At 64.3% G+C, this 18,301-nt stretch carries 17 protein-coding genes; 8 read left to right on the plus strand and 9 right to left on the minus strand.

Translation table 11 applies throughout. The annotated features are described in order from the left end of the window. Positions 1–14: 14 nt before the first annotated feature. Together AC5Y42_RS09530 and AC5Y42_RS09535 are read right to left on the minus strand one after the other, a co-directional pair. Positions 15–677, minus strand: a complete 663-nt coding sequence (locus AC5Y42_RS09530; protein ID WP_499897651.1) for a nitroreductase family protein — start codon at positions 675–677, stop codon at positions 15–17. Further along, the gene (locus AC5Y42_RS09535; RefSeq protein ID WP_499897652.1) at positions 674–1,651 is read right to left on the minus strand and encodes an SDR family NAD(P)-dependent oxidoreductase; all 978 of its coding nucleotides are present in this window, start codon (positions 1,649–1,651) and stop codon (positions 674–676) included. Before AC5Y42_RS09535 ends, AC5Y42_RS09530 begins: the two co-directional genes overlap by 4 nt. 114 nt (positions 1,652–1,765) lie before the next feature. Here AC5Y42_RS09535 and AC5Y42_RS09540 point away from each other — a divergent pair, with 114 nt between their 5' ends. The 5 genes from AC5Y42_RS09540 to AC5Y42_RS09560 all read left to right on the plus strand — a co-directional run bounded on the left by AC5Y42_RS09540 (position 1,766) and on the right by AC5Y42_RS09560 (position 8,010). After that, positions 1,766–3,454: a nitric oxide reductase activation protein NorD gene (locus AC5Y42_RS09540; protein WP_499897653.1), complete on the plus strand. Its 1,689-nt coding sequence runs from the start codon at positions 1,766–1,768 to the stop codon at positions 3,452–3,454. Between the two features lie 138 nt (positions 3,455–3,592). After that, positions 3,593–4,444, plus strand: a complete 852-nt coding sequence (locus tag AC5Y42_RS09545; RefSeq protein WP_499897654.1) for a CbbQ/NirQ/NorQ/GpvN family protein — start codon at positions 3,593–3,595, stop codon at positions 4,442–4,444. 83 nt (positions 4,445–4,527) lie between these two features. Further along, the gene (locus AC5Y42_RS09550) at positions 4,528–5,646 is read left to right on the plus strand and encodes an ABC transporter substrate-binding protein (protein ID WP_499897656.1); all 1,119 of its coding nucleotides are present in this window, start codon (positions 4,528–4,530) and stop codon (positions 5,644–5,646) included. Between the two features lie 4 nt (positions 5,647–5,650). Next, the gene (locus AC5Y42_RS09555; RefSeq protein WP_499897658.1) at positions 5,651–6,787 is read left to right on the plus strand and encodes a spirocyclase AveC family protein; all 1,137 of its coding nucleotides are present in this window, start codon (positions 5,651–5,653) and stop codon (positions 6,785–6,787) included. Between the two features lie 8 nt (positions 6,788–6,795). After that, complete coding sequence (locus tag AC5Y42_RS09560; RefSeq protein ID WP_499897659.1) at positions 6,796–8,010, plus strand: cytochrome P450; 1,215 nt, start codon at positions 6,796–6,798, stop codon at positions 8,008–8,010. Here the strand turns inward: AC5Y42_RS09560 and AC5Y42_RS09565 are convergent. The 6 genes from AC5Y42_RS09565 to AC5Y42_RS09590 are packed head-to-tail and all read right to left on the minus strand — an operon-like array spanning position 8,003 to position 15,015. After that, complete coding sequence (locus AC5Y42_RS09565; protein ID WP_499897661.1) at positions 8,003–9,556, minus strand: class I adenylate-forming enzyme family protein; 1,554 nt, start codon at positions 9,554–9,556, stop codon at positions 8,003–8,005. The genes AC5Y42_RS09560 and AC5Y42_RS09565 overlap by 8 nt on opposite strands. Continuing rightward, positions 9,549–11,120 carry a class I adenylate-forming enzyme family protein gene (locus tag AC5Y42_RS09570; RefSeq protein WP_499897662.1) on the minus strand — a complete coding sequence of 524 codons (1,572 nt, stop codon included), beginning with the start codon at positions 11,118–11,120 and terminating at the stop codon, positions 9,549–9,551. Before AC5Y42_RS09570 ends, AC5Y42_RS09565 begins: the two co-directional genes overlap by 8 nt. Further along, positions 11,110–12,588, minus strand: a complete 1,479-nt coding sequence (locus AC5Y42_RS09575; RefSeq protein ID WP_499897664.1) for a class I adenylate-forming enzyme family protein — start codon at positions 12,586–12,588, stop codon at positions 11,110–11,112. Before AC5Y42_RS09575 ends, AC5Y42_RS09570 begins: the two co-directional genes overlap by 11 nt. Beyond that, positions 12,585–13,367 (minus strand): enoyl-CoA hydratase/isomerase family protein, encoded by a 783-nt coding sequence (locus tag AC5Y42_RS09580; protein WP_499897666.1) that lies wholly within the window; start codon positions 13,365–13,367, stop codon positions 12,585–12,587. The genes AC5Y42_RS09575 and AC5Y42_RS09580 overlap by 4 nt, the downstream gene beginning before the upstream one ends. Next, complete coding sequence (locus AC5Y42_RS09585; RefSeq protein ID WP_499897668.1) at positions 13,364–14,167, minus strand: enoyl-CoA hydratase/isomerase family protein; 804 nt, start codon at positions 14,165–14,167, stop codon at positions 13,364–13,366. The genes AC5Y42_RS09580 and AC5Y42_RS09585 overlap by 4 nt, the downstream gene beginning before the upstream one ends. A gap of 26 nt (positions 14,168–14,193) precedes the next feature. Beyond that, entirely contained in the window at positions 14,194–15,015 is an 822-nt protein-coding gene (locus AC5Y42_RS09590; RefSeq protein ID WP_499897670.1) for an enoyl-CoA hydratase/isomerase family protein, read from the minus strand. Between the two features lie 123 nt (positions 15,016–15,138). Between AC5Y42_RS09590 and AC5Y42_RS09595 the strand changes: the two genes are divergently transcribed. The 3 genes from AC5Y42_RS09595 to AC5Y42_RS09605 are packed head-to-tail and all read left to right on the plus strand — an operon-like array spanning position 15,139 to position 17,481. Further along, a complete protein-coding gene (locus AC5Y42_RS09595; RefSeq protein WP_499897672.1) occupies positions 15,139–15,804 on the plus strand; it encodes a hotdog family protein in 666 nt (221 codons plus the stop codon). 1 nt (position 15,805) lies between these two features. After that, the gene (locus AC5Y42_RS09600) at positions 15,806–16,615 is read left to right on the plus strand and encodes a FadR/GntR family transcriptional regulator (RefSeq protein WP_499897675.1); all 810 of its coding nucleotides are present in this window, start codon (positions 15,806–15,808) and stop codon (positions 16,613–16,615) included. Further along, a complete protein-coding gene (locus tag AC5Y42_RS09605) occupies positions 16,612–17,481 on the plus strand; it encodes an enoyl-CoA hydratase/isomerase family protein (protein WP_499897677.1) in 870 nt (289 codons plus the stop codon). The genes AC5Y42_RS09600 and AC5Y42_RS09605 overlap by 4 nt, the downstream gene beginning before the upstream one ends. Before the next feature lie 11 nt (positions 17,482–17,492). Here the strand turns inward: AC5Y42_RS09605 and AC5Y42_RS09610 are convergent, their stop codons facing one another. Continuing rightward, on the minus strand, positions 17,493–18,281 hold the full coding sequence (locus AC5Y42_RS09610; RefSeq protein ID WP_499898095.1) for a TetR/AcrR family transcriptional regulator: 789 nt from the start codon (positions 18,279–18,281) through the stop codon (positions 17,493–17,495). Between the last annotated feature and the right edge of the window lie 20 nt (positions 18,282–18,301).

The raw sequence follows: 18,301 nt of genomic DNA on the forward strand, positions 1-18,301 counted from the left end.
CCATGCCCGATGACTTACGCCGGTCCCAAACCGGCGCCGCGGCCTTCCCATCCATTGATCGCGACGACCTCGGCAAGTGGTCGCCTTGGGGCCGGCCTCACGTTGCTGCGGGCCCCAAGGCGAGCGACGGGTAGCAAACATCCCTGCACGTAGGACTCGGGGACGCCCAACAAGTCGCGCACCGCGTCCTCACGGTTCAGATGCAATGTGGTGATGCATGTTCCGTAACCATACGTGTGCAACGCAAGCTGAAAGTTCCACACGGCCGGAAAAATCGACCCGTAAAGTGTTGCCTGATAGAATGATTCGTCGCCGGCGGTCCGCGGCATACTGGGCTCGTAGCAGGGGATGACCAACGCCGGAACCTCCGACAGGTGTTCGACCAGCCACTCGGTGGAGGTCATCAGCCGGCCTTCCGGGGTGCGCGGCGGCATGAAGCCGGCGACGAACTGCCCACCCACCTTGCTCAGATATGCATCGCGGTAGAGGGCGGCAATCTTTTGCCGCAATGCCGGATCGGTGACAATCAGCCACCGCCACGACTGCTGGTTCGAACCGTTGGGCGCCTGCAGGCGCATTCGCAGGCACCCCCAGATCTCGTCGATGTCGACGGTTGCATGCAGATCGAGTGACCTACGGGCGGACCTGGTGCAGGTGAGCACCTCGTTGACGTTCATGAGCGCCGCTCTGGTTCGGGAAAGGCGACGTCCGCGTTATCGGGCATGGCGCTGATGCCCCGTTTGTCGCACACGTCGAGCACCTCGTCGACGATCGAGGCGGGCACGACGAACGTCTCGGTGGATGACATCTGGTCGAGGTGCGCCTCGATATCCTCCGCAGTCGGTGCGCTGTCGGCGTCGGCCAACCACCCGTCGCTGAGCCCGACGAATACCCGTGCGTAGCGTCCGGCGCAGGCGGAGTAGTTGCGATGGGTGAACGTGCAGGCCTTGCTGGCCAGGAAGGTCACCAGCGGCACCACGAGCTCGGGACGAATCGCGCGCATGAAGCCGGACTCGCGGTGGAACTTCTCGTCGCCGACGGTCTCGGTGACCATGCGCGAGAAGCCGGTCGGCATAACGGAATTAGCAAGGACGCCATGGGCCTCCCCTTCGATCGCGATCACATTCGTCAAACCGACCAGCCCGGCCTTGGCCGCGGCGTAATGGGCTTCCATGGGCTGGCCGAAGATCCCCGCCGATGAGGAGATGAACACGAACCTTCCGCCACCGTTGGCTTTCATCACGCGATAGGCGGGTTGCGAAAGGTAGAAGCCGCCATCGAGATGTACGCGCAGCATCCGGTTCCAGTCGTCGAGCGAGAGATCTTCGAATGGCACGCTTCCGAAGATCCCTGCGTTGCTGACCACGGCGTCGAGTCTGCCGAACGTTTCGACGGCAGCATCGACGATCGCCTTTGCGCCCTCGGCCGCATCGACCGAATCGTAGGAGGCGACCGCGTTTCCGCCGGCCTGCGTGATCTCACGGACCACCGCATCGGCCACGCTGGCATCGGCGCCGTCGCCCCGCATGCTTCCGCCGAGGTCGTTGACCACCACCGCCGCACCGCGACGCGCCAGGTCGAGTGCGTACAACCGACCGAGGCCACGGCCGGCGCCGGTGACCACAGCCACTTGCTCGGTGAAATCAATCATTGTGCGATTTCTTCTGTTTCGTTGGCTCGCGGACGTCCAATTGACTCCAGTCCGGTGCGACTTTACGGTGGAACAGATATTTGGTCAACTAGACCGAAGCGCGGAGGTGGCTGCGTGGGCGACGACGCTGAGAGCGACCGTCTGCAGGTACTGGGCATCCTGGGCTCGGCACTTGCGGGCCGGCCGGTCGCGGTGGCGCCGCTCAAGTCAGGTGAGCCCGCGTGGACCGACGGTCAAACCATTTTCATCGACCCCACTGCCACCATCCGCACGAAGGTGGAGTCGGTGGCCGTGCACGCATCATTGATCGCGGCCGGCAGTCTCGACCCCGAGATCGTGCGTTCGCTGTCTCGGCCTCGCTTGGCGTCGCGCTACCTGGCCATCGAAGGGCATCGCGCCCTGGCGGCCAACGCCGATCTGCTCCCGAGTCCGTTGGTCGCGCTGGTCGACCCTGACCGCGCATGCCACAGTGATTCGGCAACCACGTCATTGGCCATTGCATCGGGCCGGACCGCACTCGATGAGACGCCGGCAAGCTTCGGCGTCATCCGGCCCAAGAAGGTGTTGTCCGCGGTCAAACGGGCCGGCAATCAGGTCGACCACGACAGCCCGGAACACGTACCTCGGCGCGACAACACAGCACAGGAACTCGAGGAGCTCGACGACGGCGAGGTCATGAACGCCGACGATCCCGAATTCTTCACCAGTCCCGTCGGCGGAGGCGGCTTCATCGGCAAATGGTTGAAGAAGTTGCTGTCTTCGGCGCGTCGTTCTGGCGGCAGTGGTGGCGGGCCGCCGGGCGCCGACACTCCGACCCACCGCACCAACTCGGCCAACCGCGGCGCCTACGCCGTAGCGTCAACCGCGTCCGTGCCTGCCGAGGACGTCGCCGATGTGGCGTCCGACGGCGTGAAATACCCGGAATGGGACGTCAATCGCAAGAGTTATCGACCCGACTGGTGCACGGTGCACGAGACCCCGCCGCGCGTGAAGGCGTCTGCTGCTGCGGCCGTCGAGGAAACCATCGGGCTGCGACGGCCCCTCGCGCGCCTGGGGATGGGCCTTCATCGCCGCCACCGCCAATCACAGGGCGACGACATCGACATCGACGCCGCCGTGGAGGCACGGGTGGAGATCCTGGCCGGTTCGGTGCCCGATGAGGCGGTCTACCTGGATAGCCTGCGTCGACGGCGGGACCTGTCGGTCCTGCTCCTGCTCGACGTGTCGGGCTCGACGGCCGAAGCCGGCACTATCGGCCGAACCGTGCACCAGCAGCAGCGCACTGCGGCTGCCAATCTCACTGTCGCACTGCATGATCTGGGTGACCGGGTGTCACTGTATGCCTACTATTCGCAGGGCCGTGGCGCGGTGCACATGGTCCCGTTGAAGCGATTCAACGACCATCTCGACACCCGGGTCTTCAGGAGGTTGAACAGCCTGGAGCCGGGCGCCTACTCGCGCCTGGGCGCCGCGATCCGGCACGGGTCGGCAGTGCTGGAGGCCCGCGGCGGAACCTCTCGACGGTTGTTGGTGGTGCTCTCCGACGGACTGGCCTATGACCACGGCTATGAGCGGGCCTACGGCGCCGCCGACGCCCGCCGCGCGTTGACGGAGGCTCGCCGCCGTGGGACCGGGTGTGTGTGCTTGACCGTCGGCGCAAGCACGGACGTGGCGTCGCTGCGCACCGTTTTCGGCAGCGCCGCACATGCCAGCATCGGCCGGCCTGACCAGCTCACCGGCGTGATCGGGCCGCTGTTTCGCTCGGCTTTGCACTCCGCGGAGGTTCGCCGGCGTGTGTCATGACCCGCCCCGCCCACGGCTTGAAACAAACATCTGTTCCAGGCTAGGCTCGAACGCAGCGCAACGCAGCGGGCGATGGAAGGGAAGCCATGAGTTGTCCACCGGCCAGGCGAGGACCGTTGACCGCGAGGGGTTTTGACAATGGTTAACGAGTCCGGGCTCACGGCCTACAACGGCACGGTGGCGCAGGGCGAAGCGCCGCGTCCGTACTACAAGCCGGTAGGCAACGAGGAAGCCGTCTTCAAGGCCGCGTATCGACAAGGCCTGTCGATAGTTCTGAAAGGTCCGACCGGCTGCGGCAAGACCCGGTTCGTCGAAGCGATGGCCCACGACCTCGGCCGTCCGCTGATTACCGTCGCCTGCCACGACGACCTCACCACCGCGGACCTCGTCGGTAGATACCTTTTGCGCGGTGACGAGACGGTGTGGGTTGACGGGCCACTGACCCGCGCTGTGCGCGAAGGCGCGATCTGCTACCTCGACGAGGTGGTGGAAGCGCGTCAGGACACGACCGTCGTACTACATCCGTTGGCCGATTACCGACGCCAGCTCCCCATCGAACGCCTGGGCGTGACGCTGGATGCCGCACCAGGTTTCGGCCTGGTGGTGTCGTACAACCCCGGCTACCAGAGTGTGTTGAAGGATCTTAAAGACTCCACCCGCCAACGCATGACCGCCATCGAGTTCGGCTTCCCCAGCCCCGAAGTCGAGGAGGCGATCGTCGCCCATGAAGCCGGCGTGAACGGCGTCACAGCCGCCGAACTGGTTCGCCTGGGGCAGGCAATCCGGCGGCTGGAGACCGGCGGGCTGCGCGAGGTCGCGTCGACCCGGGTTCTCATTGCGGCGGGCCGGCTGATCACTGAGGGCTTGACCATGGTGGAGGCGGCTAACGCGGCGATCGCAGGTCCGCTGACCGATGAGGCGTCGGTAAGTCGCGCGCTCAATGAAATGATCGAGCTATATCTGGGTGCTTCGGCCCGAACAGGTGATTGACGGGTACACCCAGCCGTCGCTAATGTCTGAACAAATATTAGGTCGTCAGAATAACTGCGTTCAATCCGTCCCGTGGAGGCCGCATGTCCTACGAAAGCAGTGCTGAGCCGATCAAGGTCGGATATCTGATGGACTTCACGCTCCCTCCCGGCTTCCCGGAGGAACTGTTGGCCTCGTTCACACAGTGCTTCGACCTCGTCTTCGAGGAGGCGGTTGAACAGGGCTTGATGGACCGACCGGTGCAGATGATCTACCGCGAAGTGGAGGGCTTGCCCAAGGGATCGGTGAAGGCGGTGATCGACGCGTACGGGGACCTCGTAGACGAAGGCTGCCTGGTGGTGTTCGGTCCGAACATCACCGACAACTGTGTGCCCGTGCGCGAGGCCATCGAAGAGCGGTTCAAGGTGCCGGCGATCAGTGTCACCGGAACCGACGACTGGCTTGGCGAGTGGACGTTCTCCTTCCCGCAGGGATCGATGACCGACGAACCGATCTTCCTTGTTGATCTGGTCGCCAAGCGAGGGTTAACCGAAATCGGTGTGCTGGTCGAGCAGAGCCTGATCGGCGAGTCATATTTGAAGAATCTACGAAGTGCGTGTGCTCGCAAGGGTATTCGCATTGTGGCGGAGGTGACCATTGCGCAGACGGCGCAGGATATCAACGACGCCGTGCTGAGCCTGCACGAGGCCAAAGCTCAGGCAATTGTGCACCTCGGATTCGGTTTCGGGATTGTCTTCATCAACCCCGCGCTCGAGGCGGTCGGCTGGGACCCGCCGCGGTTCACCACCACCGCGTTCCAAAACGCCTGGGTCAACCCGATCATGTGGAATGCGTTCATGGGCTGGATCGGAGTCGACCAGTACGACGAGAACAACCGAATCGGCCAAGCCTGGCTGGACCGGTACGCCAAGAAGTACAACGGCAGTCGCCCCGAGTACTGCGTATCGGTAGTCAACCACGACGTCGCGGCAACCTTGGTCCGGGCGTTCACAGATGCGCACCCGCTGAGTCCGCGCGGAGTCAAGGAAGCGCTGGAACGGGTGAAGATGATGCCCGCAGCCTCAGGCGCACCGGGTACGCGAGTTTCGTTCGGCAAGTGGACCCGTCGAGCCTGGATGGGCGCCGGCTACTTGGTGGCGCGCACCCTTGAGCCCGACGGCGTCAACTCGCAGCTGGTCGATCGCTTCGGCGCGGAAGATTGATGCGATGACCACAGAAGAGTCCACGTCCTCCGTCGCCGAAAAGAAGCTGCCAACTCAGCGCGGCAGCGACAAACCCAACTGGGGCCGTTGGCTTTCCGGCTTCGCGCTGGCGGCGTTCGTGTTGTTCTTCGTCGCCGTCTGCCGCACCAGCCTCGATCCGCGCGTCGCCAACCCGAATGTGCAAGGTCGGCCACGCCCAGTGAAGTTCATCTTCGCCTTGGACTACATCGCTTTCCTACAGATCTCCACGGTTGTGATGTTGGTCGTGCTGGTCGTCGTCTTTATCGTCGGCTGGCGCCGCAATCCCGGCAGCCCGGCCATGCTGATGTTCCTGTGCACCACGTTGATCGTGTGGCAGGACCCGATCATGAACTGGGCGCCGTTCGCGGTCTACAACCCCGACCTCATCCACTGGCCGGAATCGTGGCCGCTGGTGTCGCTTTCGCCGACCGTCGAGCCATTCCTCGTGTTCGGTTACGTGACCTTTTATTTCGGGCCCTATTTCCCGGGGATCTGGATTCTGCGCAAACTGCAGGCAAAATACGGGCCTGCAGCTTTCGTGTCACGACACCCGCTGATCAGCCTTGGACTGTTGGTTCTGGTGATTGGCTTCATCTTCGACGCGTGGCTGGAGATACAGCTGGTGCACACCGGCATGTACATCTACTCGCAGGTGATTCCGTGGGGATCGGTGTTCACCGGCACGACCTTCCAGTTCCCGCTGATCTGGGAGTCGTTTGCGGTCACTTTCGTGATGGTCCCGGCAGCGATCCTGTGTTATCGCGACGACACCGGAAAGTCGGTGGCCGAGAAGCTTGCCGCGAGAGTAAAGGTTCTGCCCACTCGGCCGGTCCTCGGCACATTCCTGGTGATGCTCGCCATCATCAACGTGGCCTACTTCGCCTACGGCGCATGGTTCGCCGTCATCAAGGCCAGTGGAGCAGCGGCCTCCGTTGCCTGCCCATGGCCGTATCCAGAGGCCAAAGTGTATGACCCGCAAGGCTATTACGAGAAGAATGGCGCGACGGAGCCATACTCGGTCGGCATCTGGTCGACATGGATGAGCGGGCAACCGAACGGCAGGCCAGAAGTCCAGCCACCACCGCCCGGCGAAGGAGCCTGCGCGACCCCGACCTCTTAGGAGCAGCAATGGAACAGCTTTTCGACGACCTCGACGACTTCGGCGCCTTCGATGCCGCGGTCTCCGGTGACGTACGCGATCCCTATACGGAGCTTGCGCGGCTGCGCCGCGAGGAGCCGGTTCAGCGCCTGGACACCTCCGGGATGCCGCATGAGGAATCCAAGCCAGTCTTCATCGTGTACCGGTACGAGGAAGCCCAACAGCTGCTGCGCGACAACGAAACGTTCTCGTCGTCAGGCGTCATCGCCGCTTTCGGGCCGGTCCTCGGCGAACGGGTGATGCTCGGCATGGACGAGCCCGTGCACGGCCGGCTGCGCTCGTTGGTATCGAAGGCGTTCTCCCAAAAGGCAATGGCCCGTTGGGAAGATGAGCTCATCGGACGCGTCGCCAATAGTCTGATCGATAAGTTCGCGGACAGCGGCAAGGCCGATCTGGTCAAGGAATTCACCTTCGACTATCCGAGTCAGATCATTGCGGGCCTGTTGGGCCTACCCGAAGAGGATTACCCGCAGTTTCAGCGATGGTCGATTTCGCTGCTGAGCTGGATCCTGAATCCAGAACGGGGCCTTGCCGCGTCAGCGGCGCTGTGCGACTACTTCGCCCCGATCCTTGCCGCCCGCCGCGCCGAGCCGACGGATGATCTGATCAGCGGCCTCGCCCAGGCCGAAATCGACGGACAGAAGCTCGAAGACGAGGAAATCTACTCGTTCTGTCGGCTGCTGCTGCCCGCCGGCGTCGAGACGACGTACCGGGCCCTGGGAAACCTGCTACTTGCGTTGTTGTCCGATCCTGCCCAGCTGGACGCGATCCGCGCCGATCGGTCCCTGCTGCCGCAGACCATCGAAGAGGGCGTGCGGTGGGAGCCCCCATTATTGACGATCACGCGGGTCGCCACCCGCGACACCGAACTTGGCGGAGTGCCCATCCCGGCCGGCTCGTCGGTCATGCCGATGCTGGGGGCGGCCAACCGTCAGGAAGACCGCTATCCCGAGCCCGATCAATTCGACATCTCCCGCCAGGCAAAAAGCCACCTGGGTTGGGGTCACGGTGTACACGTCTGTCTTGGCATGCATTTGGCCCGCATGGAGATGCGGACGGCGATCAATCTGCTGCTCGACCGGCTGCCCAACCTGCGTCTGGACCCCGACGGCGACGATCCGCATATCCGCGGACAGGTATTCCGCTCACCGACATCGCTGCCGGTCCTCTTCGATGTCATGTAGGCCTCGGCGCACTACCGACGGTGTGACTTGTGGTAGCCGAGGGGGCTTGGGCTGCCAGCATCTCCCGCAGCCGACCGACATCGGCTTTGCCAGTAGGCCCGCGCGGTATGTCGTCGTCAGATTCGACCAGCAGCCACGCCGTCGGCACTTTGAATGAGCTGAGCAGGCTGCGCGCGGAGCCCTGCAATTGTTCGGCAGTCGTTGGCGAGTCGCACACCACCGCGGCGCCCACCAGATCGCCGGCAACGCCAACCACGTTGGTGACAAAGGCATTAGCGACACCGTCGATGGTCCGCAGCGCCGCCTCCACCTCGCTGGGGTAAACGGTGGCGCCGCTGACCTTGAACATGTCGTCGAATCTGCCGTGATAGAACAGGAAACCGTCTCCGTCGAGGCGGCCGAGGTCGCCGGTGGGGTAGAAGCCGTCGACGGTGAACACCTCCTCTCGGCTGCGCCGGCAGATGCCCCGCAGCGTGTGGGGCCCCCGGATCTCAATCATGCCGACGGTTCCCGACGCGACAGGTTCACCGGTATCCGGATCGGTGATCCGTACCTCCATCCCAGGGAATGGCCTACCGCAGCTGCCCCAAGCGGATTCGGGCATATCGGTGTCAGCGGGATAGCCGCAATACGGGCCGAAAGCCTCGGTCATGCCGAACAGGTTGGCACGCGCCCCCGGCTCGCTGCGCTGCTCGGGCGGGAGTAGTGCCTCCAGGCTGCCCGGGCGCAGAGCTGACAGGTCGGCGGTGCCGGCGTGGCGCGCCAGCGCTTCAGCCTGATCAGGCCAGCCGCGAAACAACGTGACTTGCTCACGCGCCAACAGCCGCAGCGTGGTCTCCGGGTGGGGGATTTCTTCGGTCACCAAGGTCGCACCGGCCAGCAACACCGACAGCACACCACTGCCGAATCCACCAACCCAGAAGAACGGCATTGGCAGATATAACCGGGTGTTCGAGTCGATGCAGCGACTGGCGAGGCCGGCCTGCACAGCGCCCAGCGCACTGCCGTGCGAGTGCACCACCCCTTTCGGCGGCCCGCTGCTGCCGGAGGTGAACATGATGACCATCGGGTCGCTGGGTGCGACTGTCTCGGCCAACGCGTCGACGATGCGTCCGGCGGACCCGGCGGCGTGAGGCAGTAGATCGGTACGCCAAACCTGGCACAGTGCCGGAAGTTTGGCGTCCGACAAGCCATCAAGGTACCGATGCCCACGAAATTCCTCGACGCTGATCAGGAACTGCACCGACGCGACCCGCAGCTGGGCCGTCAATTCCGGCGGCTTCAACAGCGTGCTCAGCGGAACCAGCACGACGCCGATCCGTGTCAGTGCAATGGCGATCCGCACCCAACCGACACTGTTGGGCATGATCAACCCGACGCGGCTCCCTTTCCCCACACCGGCTTCGATGAACGCCGCCGCCAACTCGCGTGTGGTGGCATCGAGTTCGTGATAGGTGAGCCGGTAGTTGGAGTCGATCACCATCGGCTTGGCACCGTGTTGCGCGGCGTGCACGCGCACCACGTGGTCGATGGTGGTGTCAGACATCGAACATCGTCTTCAGTTGCTGCATGTCGACCTTGCCGCTGGACAGCAGCGGGACGTCGGCGTGCTGCAGGACGGCAAACCTAGTCGGAATCTTGTACGCAGAGAGTTCAGCCTTCAGTCGCCGCCGGACCGCGGTTTCGTCGAACTGCGCGCCGGTCTCCAGCGCGACCACCGCGGCCACCGCCTGCCCGCGCTCGAGATCGGGGATGCCGAAAACATGGGCCACCGCACCCCCGGTGACTTTGGTGATGGCCTTCTCCACCTCCGCGGGTGAGACGTTGGCGCCGGCGGTCTTGATCGTCGAATCGCGGCGCCGCACGAAGTACACGAACCCGTCACGGTCGGCGGCAACCAGATCACCGGTGTGAAACCAGCCATCGACGCCGAACGATTCTTCGCGGCTGCGCTTGTAGTACCGCTGCATCAGATAGCCGCCGCGGATACACAGTTCACCGAGTTCGCCGTCTTCGACTAGGGCGCCGCTGGCGGGATCGACGATCCTGATTTCGAAGCCGGGGGCCGCTTTGCCGAACGAACCACGACGATGTTCGGGCTGGTCGGTTTCGTCGTCGCTGATCAATACGACGCTGCCGGCTTCGGTCAGGCCGAGCATGTTGTGGCGCAATTCTGGATCGGCCGGTCGCGCATCCGCCGCCATGATCGGATACAAATTGCCGCGCCGCATCGATGTCAGGTTCCGGCGACTGAAGCTCGGGTGCTGCGCCAGGCCGGAGACTGCGGCGGCGAAACCGTTGGTGACGGTCGGTTGTTGGGCCTCCAGCAAATCCAGCGTCGCGGCGGGCTCAGAAGCGTTGGAGCACAGCAGCGTCGATCCGGCGACCAGGCTGGCAAGCAACGCGAATGCGAATCCGCCGATCCAGAAGAACGGGGAATTGCAGAACAGCGTGTCGCTGGCCGTCAAGCCCCGGATGACGTTGAGGTTCCGCTGATGGTGCAGTAGTGCGGCATGGGTGTGCACCACGCCCTTAGGTGTGCTCGTCGTGCCCGATGTGTAGATGATGGCCAGCGGATCCGACCCGTCGACATCATCTTCGAGCGCGCTCAATAGCGGCTCGTCAACGGTCTCGGCGAGCCGGTGGACGCGGTCGACGTCGATGATCACCTGACGCAACACTGGGGCGTGGATGCTGAATAGGCGTTCGCCGGAATCGATGTCGGCATCCGACACCACGTCGGCAAGGCGCTGCGTGTAGTCGTGGGAGCGGTAGGACGCGGCGGCGAGCAGGATCTCGACGTCGCTGTCGACCAGTTGTTGGCGCAGTTCGCCGGCGGTGGCGAGGGTGGAGAACGGGACAACCACGGCGCCGAGCCGCGCTGCGGCCAGCATCCCGACGAGGAATGCCGGACCATTGGGATAGAGCAGGCCGACATGGGTGCCTTTGCCGGCACCAAGCGCGACCAGCCCGCGAGCCAGCAGTGCCGAGCACCGCTCGGCCTCGCCGTAGCTGATCCGTTCGTCGTCGCAAATCAACAGTGGGTGGTCTGCCCAGGATGCCGCCTGGGAACGTATGACTGTCGCGACCGTAGCCGAGTCACCCGCCATGGTCACCCTGCGTAGCAGGCACGGCTTCGCCGAAGAAGTGACGGATCGCGCCCAGATCCGGCTTACCCGACGGGGTCCTCGGAATTTCACGGACAATGGCGATCTCAGCAGGAACCTCGTAGCGCGCCAGCCGGTTCCGAAGATAGTCCGCGAGCGTATCGGCGTCCGCGGTACACGCTTGCCGCAGTTCGACCATCGCGACGGGTGTTTCGCCGAGGCGCTCGTCGCGCCGCCCGACCACCGCAGCTCCCGCAACGCAGGGGTGGCTCTCCAAAGCGATGCGGACGTCGTCCGGCATGACCTTGAAGCCGCCGCGGATGATGGCCTGATCGACGCGGCCGACGATCCATAAGAACCCGTCGGCATCGATGCGGGCCAAATCCGTGGTGCGCATCCACTCGGCTGATGGCCCACGCTGTCCCGGTTTGACCTCGAGCAGCCCAACCTGGTCCGGGCCGAGTGGTGCGCCGTCGCCGTCGACCACCCGCAATTGCGCACCCAGGCTGGCGCGCCCCACGCTGCCGCGTTTGTCAACCCAGTACTGCTGATGGTCGGCCAATGTCCAGCCCGCAACGCCGCCCCCGAATTCGGTTGCCGCATAAGATGTCAGCACGGGAATTCCGTACTTGGCGGTGAACGCCTCGGCGTCGTCGGCCGACAGCGGCGCAGTGCCGGACGTGACTGCGCGGATACTCTGCAGGTCCTCGCGCGTCAGGTCGGAATGCAGGACCATACGCAACGCTGCGGGCACCAGCGACACCGCCCGCGGCTTGTGCTTGCGCACCGCGTCTGCCCAGCGGTCGAGCTCGAATCGCTCCAGCAGCACGAAAGGCCGCGCCTCGGCGACACACTGCAGTATGCGGAAGACTCCGCCGATGTGGACCAGCGGCGAGTTGACGATCGCGACGCCGTGCCGCAAGCCCGTCGGCGACGGGGACCGGTCGAACTCCGGGCCCATCACGCTGTGCGCCAGCATGTCGTAGGTCAGATCAACTCGCTTGGGCGGCCCGGTTGTTCCGCTGGTCAACATGCGCACCGCAACGCCGGGCCGTAGATCAGCGTCGTCACCACGGTCAGCTACCGTCGGCATCGTCGGCGCGCTCACGAGATCGAAAAGCGAGACCATCGATGTGCCAGGCGCCAAAACAGGCAAGTCGTCGGATTCGCCGACGATCAGTGGAAGCCGCAGTTGGTCGATGTCGGCGACCGTGCGCTCATCGCCACGGGAAGGGTTGATGACCACGACGGTGCCGCCGCCCAGCAGGACGCCCAACAGCGCCGCGACGTGGGAGGGCTTGTTGCGCAGCAGGAGTCCGACCTGTCGGCTCCCGGCGAGGGAACGGACTTTGCCGGTGATGTCAGCGAGCTGGCCCCACGACATCCAGCGGCCCTCATGTTCCAGAGCCGGTGCATCGGGCCGCAGAGCCAGGACGTCGGCAATGCGCTGACTAAGCGGGTGAGGCGTCACCGAATTCTCGGCTCCACGGTTGTTCGCTCCGCGTGCGCCGCCAACTGTGCTGTCCCGATCGGGTTGCCCAGTCGCGTGTAGATGAGATTTTGCTCCATGGCCGCGCGGTATGGTTTGTCCAGCGATTCCCAGATCGCTTTGACAGTGCCCTGAGTCGCCGACGGTGGTTTGGCCGCGATCGTCGCGGCGATCTCGTGTGCCCGCCCCCACAGCCGGTCACGTGACACCACCTCAGACACCAAGCCGATCCGCAGCGCGGTGTCGGCGCTGACGCGTTCGTCGTTGCCCAACAGCGCGATTCGCAGCGTCTCACTCAGACCGATGCGACGCATCAGGCCGATGGGCTCCAGCGCGCTCACCAAACCTGCGGAGACGTGGGAGTCGAAAAACGTCGCGTCGTCCGAGCAGATGACCACATCGGATTCGTTGACGAAGTAGAACGCGCCCGCGGTGCACATCCCCTGCACGGCGCATACCACGGGCTTCCACAGCTTCTGCCACTTCGGGCTGAGCGCTTCGCCGGGGTCCTCGTGATTCCAGATGTTGTCTGGCTGCCCGTACGGCGATTTGATGTCGAGGCCGGCGCTGAACGCACGTTCACCGGCTGCGCGGAGCACCACCGCGTTGACCGAGTCGTCCGCCTTGACGATCCGCCAGGCCTGGGCCATCTCTTGACACATGGTGCGGTTGAACGCGTTGAGTTGGCCGGGGCGGTTCAACGTGATGGTGGCAAGCCGGTCGAGGGGATCCACCTCGAGCAGGATGGTGTCAAAGCTCATCGGCACTGCCATTCCGGAGACCGCTTTTCGACGAACGCCTTAGGGCCCTCCAGGGAATCCGCGGTATGCAGGTTGCGCTCCCGGAATGATTCGGCCAGCATCTCGGCTTCGTGCAGCGGCAGATCCAGACCCTTGAGGATCGCCAATCGGGTACCCCGGACGGCCAACGGCGCGTTGGAGTTCACGGTGTCGGCAATCTCGTGGGCGCGCTCCAACAGGCGGTCGTGCTCGACGACCTCGCTGATCATTCCGAGGTCGTAGGCGCGTTGCGCGCTCATCCGCTCGTGCTTGCCCATCAACGCCATCCGCAGCGCGATCGAGCGCGGCAGTACCCGGGCCACCCGCACCACCTCGCGGCCGGCCACCAGCCCGATGCTGACGTGCGGATCGAAGAACGTCGCTTTGTCCGATGCGATCACGATGTCACAAGTGGTGACCCAATCGAGCCCGGCTCCACAGCACAGACCGTTGATAGCGGCGAGCACCGGTTTGGCCATCGTGCGAAACGGCGGCGTGCCCTCCTGCGGCGCTTCCCACTGGTCGTAGGTGGACAGGTACGGCCGTTCGTTGACCACCTTGCCATCACCGGGGATCGCCTTGACGTCGGCACCGGTGCAGAACGCCCGGCCCCTTCCGGTCACTATGAGCAGCCAGATGTTGTCGTCGTTTTCGGCTTCCTGGTATGCGGCCCGCAACTCGGTGATCATGTGCGGACTCAGTGCATTGAGAGCGTCCGGGCGATTCAAGGTGATCGTGGCCTTGGGCCCGTCGACCTCATATTTGATGGTGTCGTACGGCATGCTGTTCCCTTCGCGTCGGCGCGCCGTCACCGGCCGTGAAATTTCGGCGGGCGGCGTTCCCGAAACGCCGCCAAGCCTTCTTTGAAATCTGTAGTCCGGCATGCCAGTTCGAGACCCTGGAGTTCCTGTGTCATACCTTGGCTCAACGTCACATGCTGGCCATAGTGAATGGCCTGCTTGGCCAGCCCGATCGCCACGGTGGGGCCGGAGGCCAGCCGGCTGAGCAGTTCTCCGGCGGCGTCATCGAGGTCTGAGGCGCTGACGGCACGATGGATCAAGCCCCAGTCCGCCGCGTCGGTCCCACTGATCTTTTCGCCCAGCAGCAGCATTTGTTTGGCCCGCGTCAACCCAACCAGCCTGGGCAGCAACCACGTGGAACCCGAGTCCGGACTGAAGCCCCGCGCCACAAACGGCTCCCAGAACACGGCGTCGGAGGCGGCCACCGTGAAATCGGAGGCCAGCGCCAGATTGCACCCGAGGCCGACGGCCCAGCCGCGCACAGCACAGACCACCGGCAGCTGGACAGTGTGGATCAGCTCGATCACGCGGTGCGCGGCGTGGGGGATACGGCGGACGAGGTGTCCGGCACGCGGACGGGGTTGACCGGCGTCGTTGGTGGCGACCCAGTCCGCGCCGGCGCAGAAGTCGTCGCCGGCGCCGCGAATGTAGATCGCGCGCAGCGAGTCGTCGGTGGCGGCCTCGGTCAACGCGGCGACGAACGCCTCAATCATGGACTGGCTCAACGAGTTGCGCCGCGGCGGCCGGTTCAGCGTCAGCCGCAGGACACCGCCGTCTCGGTCTGCGGTCAGCGAGCCCGCGTCGGGCTCGGGGTCGAGCTGTTGACTCACCGTTGAATCCGCCCTTCCCCGCCGCTACGGTTACCCCTACAGTAGGCAATACAATTGCTACTCTGTATAACTTAGCAAGGAAAGCCTGTCGGCGGAACAGCCGCTTCACCGGAAGAGGACGCGATGGCGCAGGACAGCGGCCCCGAGGGTGCCGGGTTCGGCGAACAGCCGCTGGCCCAGACTGTCGCTGCTGCGGGCGCTATCCGCCGCCTTGGCTCATTGCTGCTGTCGTTGGAGAACTCCCACCCGACGGTCGACGTCCTGATTGCGCAATGCGCCGAATGGGAACGTGAGCTCTCGGCAGTCGCTTCGCCGGATAGCGCACCGCGGATCGGGGACGACGACGACACCCGCCGGGTGTATCTCGATCACGCCACCGACATCGGCGCGTTCAACCCGTGCTTCCCCGAGTACTGCTTCGATCGGCTCGAGCCCGAGACAGCGTCGGGTCGGGTCACCTTTCCACTGGTGTACGAGGGCCCACCGGGGTTGGTGCATGGCGGTTTTCTCGGTGTCTTCTTCGACTGCGTGATCCAGCACCAGAACTGTGTTACGGGCTTGTCGGGCAAGACGCGATCACTCAACGTGACGTTTCGCCGGCCGACACCGATCCTCACCGAACTGCGCTTCGAGATCACTAGGTCCCAGATTGATCGGGGCCTGACGTCGACGGCCCGGCTGCTGCTGGACGACGAGGTGCTGTGCATCGGCGAGGCGAACACGCTGGCAACGACCCCGGACAAGTTGACCGGGCACCGATTCGGCAAGCGGCAAGCTGAGCAGGCCTGACGTGGTGGTGCAGCGGATTCGCCAACCACGCATCGCGGAAATCGTGGCGTCGCGGCTGCGCGACGACATCCTGTCCGGGCGTCTTAAGGAAGGCGACGTCTTGCCGTCGCAGGAGAGCCTGTTCGGTGAGTTCGGCGTGAGCCCGCCGGCGTTGCGTGAGGCGATCCACATTCTCGAGACCGACGGGCTGATCTCGGTGCGTCGCGGCAATGTCGGCGGAGCCCTCGTTCATGCGCCGACGGCCGAACGGACCGCGCACATGATCAGCATGGTTCTTCAGGCGCGGGCCGCCACGCCGTCCGACGTCAGTGAGGCGCTGATGCATCTCGAGCCGATCTGCGCCGGGATGTGCGCCGCCCGCGAAGATCGAATGACGGAAGTAGTGCCTTACCTACAGGCCGAAGTCGACAGCCAGACAACGCAGTTCGATGACGTCGGCCAGTACGTGCCGAATGCCCGGCGGTTCCATGAAACGTTGGTCTCTCGATGCGGCAACCAATCGATGATTCTGCTGATCGGCTCGTTGGAGCTGGTCTGGTCGGCGCACGAGTCATCGGTGTGGAGCGACGATGGCGACCCGGCGCCGATGGTGGGTAAAACTCGGCGTGCCGCACTGCGCGATCATCAGCGCCTGCTCGACGCCATCCGCGACGGCAACGTCGCACGTGCGGTCCGGCTCGCACAAGATCACCTGGCGGCGGCGCGGCACAACACACTTGCCTTCGGCAGCGACAAAACCATTGAGGCGAAGCGTATGTCGAGGTCCGGCGACAACGGGTGGCCATCACGCAGGAAGGAGTCCGACCGATGACAGACTCGGACGATCGGGTCCTCTTCGACATCGATCCGGAAAAGCGAATCGCGACCATCACGTTGAACAACCCCGCGCAACGCAACTCCTACGACGCCGCCATGCGTGCGGCCGTGGCCCGATATCTGGACCGGGTCGCCGACGACGACGATCTCACGGTGGTGCTGCTGCGTGGCGCAGACGGAGTCTTCAGCACCGGCGCGGATATGAACAATGCCTACGGCTGGTACGGCGAGCAAGGATCCAAGAGTCGGCCCAGTCAGCGTCGTCGTCTCACCGTGGACCGCAGATCATTCGGCTTCTACCACAACCTGATGGGCTTTCCGAAGGTCACGGTCGGAGAGATCAGCGGTTATGCACTCGGCGGCGGGTTCGAGATGGCTCTGATGACCGACATTTCGGTCATCGCGCGCAACACTAAGATCGGCATGCCGGCCACCCGCTTTTTGGGCCCGGCGCTCGGTAGCCTGCACATGTTCTTTCATCGGTTGGGCCCGGTGCTGGCCCGCCGGCTGTTGCTGACCGGCGACATCATCGAAGCCGGGGCCGTTGAGCATCTCGGAATCTTCACCGATACTTGCGATCCCGGCATGGTCACCGCGCGGGCCCGGTACTGGGCGGAGAAGGCGGCGAAAATGCCGGCCGACGGTGTCGTCATCGCCAAGGAAGCGTTTCGGCTCGTCGAACAGAGCCAGGCCTACCAAGGTGAGGAAGTCGCGAGCTACCTGTTCCACGCATTCGGGACGAACCTCCAGTTCGCGCCCGGCGAATTCAACTTCGTCAAAACCCGCGCCCAGCACGGGACGAAGGAGGCGTTCCGGCTCCGCGACGAACATTTCGACGTACCGGAACCCGAAGCGCCGTAGAGCGTTCCGCGCTAGCGAGCGGCCTTCGCCCGCCCTCGGGTCTTTGCCGACTTGGTTGCCTTCTGCTGGCGAGGCGTCGACTTAGCGCCCTGCTCCATCAACCGGCCGGCATGATCCAGGATGCAGTCCAGGCCGTACTCAAAATTGCTGTCGTCGGGTGTCCCGATGTGATGGCCCTTGGCCGTCATTTGAGCAAGCAACGGCGTCGTTTCGGCGTCGATGATCATCGAATCCTCGATCGTGCGCGCTCCGTTTTCGGTCGTCGCATTCTTCTCGTGCAGTCGATGCAGCACCACCGATCCCCGGACATGAACCGACACCGCCGAGTAGGTGTCGAAGGCGTCCTCCGGCGATAAGCCGGCCTCCACCAGACCCGCGATCGCCTTCTCGATCTGCTGAACACCCATTCGCGCCGCTTTCGGACTGAGCGCCGATCTGATCAGGATCAAGTCGCACAGTATCGGGTTGCCCATGAACGCTTCCCGCATCGAAAGCGCGTGATTACGCAATGACTCGCGCCAGTCGCTGGCTTGAACGTACGGCGTGGCGAACACGTACTTGCGCAAGGCGCGGTCGGTCATCGCGTTGAGCAGATCGTCTTTCTTACGGAAGTACCAGTAGATGCTGGTGACTCCCACGCCGAGGTGCTTGCCGAGCAACGGCATGCTCAGGTTGTCGATCGACACCTCCTCAGCGAGCTCAAACGCGCCGCTGATGATGTCATCGGGATTGATGGACCCGCGTTCACGTCGCTGACGCTTCACGGCGGTCGCTTGCTTTGCCACTACGGGCACCTCCATCAAGTTCGCTGCTGCGCATG

This window comes from Mycobacterium sp. NGS48 (assembly GCF_059812585.1).